Origin of the sequence: Synechococcus sp. R5-13, assembly GCF_047462015.1 — a bacterium.
Classification (GTDB): Bacteria; Cyanobacteriota; Cyanobacteriia; order Thermostichales; family Thermostichaceae; genus Thermostichus.
The window spans coordinates 1-3,214 of the sequence record NZ_JANSIL010000203.1; the positions used below are offsets into that span (position 1 = coordinate 1).

Here is a 3,214-nt window from a genome sequence, read left to right on the forward strand (position 1 = left end):
AACCAGCCTAGAGGTCAAGCCTACGGCTCGCTTCGCGAACGTGGTTGGCTTGCCAACTACAGGGCTACCGAAAGCCTGCACTCTTTCGCTTTAGCGGTGCGGAGCGCTCTGCGTCAGCATGAGTGCGGGTAGTTTACCAGAGGCGCTGGATGGCAACAGGAACTTGGGGAGTGGCAATGGTGCAAGTCGAGGTGTTGGCAGAACAGGCACAAAGCTGTGCCCGGCGGCTGGGGATCCCTCAGTTTGATCTCTACGGGGCTCAAGTGGATGAAACCAGCGTGCAGGTAGATCATGGGGAACCTCGCCAGGTCAAGGCTTCCCACCGCTGCAGCGTGACGGTGCGGGTCTGGAACGACCAAGGGCAGGTGGGAGTAACTTCCACCACCGATGTGGATGAGGCGGGGCTGGAACTGGCCCTGCAAACGGCCTTTGAAGCCAGCCATTTTGGCGTGCGGGAACATGCCCCTCAATTCAGCCCGGAAGCCACTCTGCCCATTGCCCAGCCTTGTAACGACAAAGGGCCGTTGGCTTTGGCCGGCGACTTGTTGGAACAGTTGGTGGCTGCCGAAAAGGCACTCCTGGGATCCCATCCCGCCATTCAGGGGGTGCCCTACAACGGCCTAGCGCAGCGGCAAATCAACCGCTTCTACCTCAACAGCCACCAAGCCCTACGACAAGAGGAGCATACCCTCGCTTCGGTTTTTCTCTACAGCAAGGCAGAGCAAGAAGGTCGCAAACCCCGCAGCGCCGGAGCCATGCGAGTGGCCCGCAGCCTGGATGAGTTGGATATCCAGGGTTGTGTGCAGGAAGCTGCTGAGAAACTGATTAGCCATCTGGAGTACGAGCGGATCCCTTCTGGAAAATACACAGTGGTCTTTTCCGGAGAAGCCTTTTTGAGTTTGTTGAGCGCCTTCTCCAATGTGTTCAATGCTCAAAACATTTTGGACAACCAAAGCCTGTCCACCCCAGAATCCCTGGGCAAGACCATTGCCTCGCCTCTTCTGTCGGTGTGTGACGATGCCCTACACCCGACCAATGTGGGAGCGATCAGCTTTGATGGCGAAGGCACCCCCACCCGCCGTGTCCCTCTCATCACCAATGGGGTCTTGACCCACTTTTTGCACAGCGCCGGTACAGCCAAGCGCCTAGGAGCCCAGCCCACTGGCCATGCCAACATCGGCGCCAAGGTCACAGTTGCCGCCCACTACTACCATGTATTTGCCGGGGCACCGCCGGAGAGCACCTATGACTTGGCTACGGCTGAAAATGTAGTTTGGATCGATGAGCTGCAAGCGCTTCATGCCGGCGTTAAGCCTCTCCAGGGATCCTTCTCGCTGCCGTTTCAGGGGTGGTGGGTACGCCAAGGAGAACGCATCAGCATCGAAGCGGCCACGGTGGCCGGAGACTTTCTGGAGTTGTTGAAGTCGATTTTCTACGTCGAGCCCGAGCCGCAAGTCACACCCGGTGGGCTGTGTCCCCGCATTTGGGTTGCCGATCTCTCCATTACCGGCCAATAACCTTACTTTCAACTCATGAAACTGACCCGCATCGACCTCAACAGTTGGCTCATCCACACCCGGGAGCAAACCTTCCTATTGGATCCGTGGCTGGTGGATCCCCTGGTGTTTCTGGGGATCCCCTGGTTCATCCGCCTGGAGCACCGCCAGCCGCTCCCTTTTACGCCGGAGACCTTGCCCAAAATCGACGGGATCCTCCTCAGCCAAGCCCAGCCGGATCACTGCCACCCGCCAACGCTGCAGCGCCTGGATAAGCGAATCCCCGTTTTGGCCTCGCCGGCTGCAGCCAGAGTCGTGAAGAGTCTGGGATTTGCAACAGTTCAAGCTCTGGATCCCTGGCAGTCTGTTCGCTGGGGGGATCTGCGGGTCACAGCCATTCCCGGTGCGCCCCTAGGGCCTGTCCGTGAGCTGGGCTATCTGCTGGAAGAGGTGCCCTCTCAGACACGGCTTTACTACGAGCCTCATCTTTCCCAACCGGATATCCGGCTGCGATTGCAGCAGGAATTGTGCCCCATTCATACTCTGCTGATCCCGGTGGTGGGGCAGATCTTTCCCCTCTTGGGAGAGGTGATCATGGGGCCAGAGCGGGCCCTGGAGGTGGTGGCAGCCCTACGCCCCCAGCAGGTGATCCCAACCGCGATGGGAGAGGTGGACTACCACGGGTGGTTTGCCGCCCAGATCCGCCCCTTGGGCAGCCTGCAGGAGTTTCGAGAAAAGCTGGCAGCCTTGAATGCCGCCACGTCCCAATCCATCCAGTTGTGTTGCCCTGCCCCCGGAGAAACGGTGTCTCTTTCTGTCGTGGCCAAGACATGAGCCTTTCTTCCCCAGCCCCGCCTAGCGCCGATCTGGTGGCCATCTTGCGGGCAGATTACGCTCGCTTTCCCCGGGATCAGACCTATGCGATCTACGACCCGCAGGTTTACTTCCGGGATCCCCTCAACGAGTTTCGCGGCTTGGATCGCTATCGCCGCATGATCGAGGGGATAGGGCGTTGGATAGAGGATATCCGTCTCGAGCTGCAGGATATTCGACAAACCGGCAGCCAGATCCGCACCGAGTGGATCCTAGGCGGTTCTTTGGCTTTGCCTTGGCGTCCCCGCCTGTGCATCCCTGGCTGGACAGAAATACAGATCAACGAGTCGGGGTTAATCGGATCCCATATTGACTACTGGCGATGCTCCCGCTGGGAAGTGCTGCTGCAGATGTTTCGGCCTGGGGATCCCAAAGGATCCCGTTAATAGCTTCCATCCTTTGCTAGGATCACAAAGCTGACTTTTTAGCCCTCCTGGAAAGTCGCCCCTGTTCTCAATTTGGAGAGATGGCCGAGTGGTCGAAGGCGCAGCACTGGAAATGCTGTGTGGGGTAACTCACCGTGGGTTCGAATCCCACTCTCTCCGCTGGAACTTGTTTGTGAGAGCAACTCACCGTGGGTAAGGCCATCCGGCCCGCTGGCGCGACCGAATCCCACTCTCTCCGTAATCCGATAACGTCCACTGAAGTCCAGAAAGCTCTTACCCAGCAAGGCTTCTGGGCTTTTTAGTGTCCACGATAGACCGGGGAAACCCACTGTAATCCAGGCTAAAGTGGGACACAATAGGGGATATAACAGACGGGGTGGGACATGGCCCTGTCAGCTAGAAATCGCAGGAGCCCCGCACTGTACCCGTAGGGTCAGTGTCGGGAGGAATGCGGAAGTT

General features: G+C 58.5%; 3 protein-coding genes and 1 tRNA gene. All 4 read left to right on the top strand.

Annotated features, from left to right (window positions below):
- The first annotated feature begins 176 nt into the window (after window positions 1–176).
- The 4 genes from NW840_RS13445 to NW840_RS13460 all read left to right on the top strand — a co-directional run bounded on the left by NW840_RS13445 (window position 177) and on the right by NW840_RS13460 (window position 2,914).
- Entirely contained in the window at window positions 177–1,517 is a 1,341-nt protein-coding gene (locus NW840_RS13445; RefSeq protein ID WP_414344817.1) for a TldD/PmbA family protein, read from the top strand.
- Between the two features lie 15 nt (window positions 1,518–1,532).
- Window positions 1,533–2,330: an MBL fold metallo-hydrolase gene (locus NW840_RS13450; RefSeq protein WP_414344818.1), complete on the top strand. Its 798-nt coding sequence runs from the start codon at window positions 1,533–1,535 to the stop codon at window positions 2,328–2,330.
- On the top strand, window positions 2,327–2,755 hold the full coding sequence (locus NW840_RS13455) for a DUF2358 domain-containing protein (protein WP_414344819.1): 429 nt from the start codon (window positions 2,327–2,329) through the stop codon (window positions 2,753–2,755). Before NW840_RS13450 ends, NW840_RS13455 begins: the two co-directional genes overlap by 4 nt.
- A gap of 74 nt (window positions 2,756–2,829) precedes the next feature.
- Window positions 2,830–2,914, top strand: a tRNA-Ser gene (locus tag NW840_RS13460).
- The last annotated feature ends 300 nt before the right edge of the window (window positions 2,915–3,214 follow it).

Bases quoted from the DNA above. Each gene is read 5' to 3' on its own strand.
- NW840_RS13445 (WP_414344817.1), top strand. From the start codon at position 177: ATGGTGCAAGTCGAGGTGTTGGCAGAACAGGCACAAAGCTGTGCCCGG.
- NW840_RS13450 (WP_414344818.1), top strand. From the start codon at position 1,533: ATGAAACTGACCCGCATCGACCTCAACAGTTGGCTCATCCACACCCGG.
- NW840_RS13455 (WP_414344819.1), top strand. From the start codon at position 2,327: ATGAGCCTTTCTTCCCCAGCCCCGCCTAGCGCCGATCTGGTGGCCATC.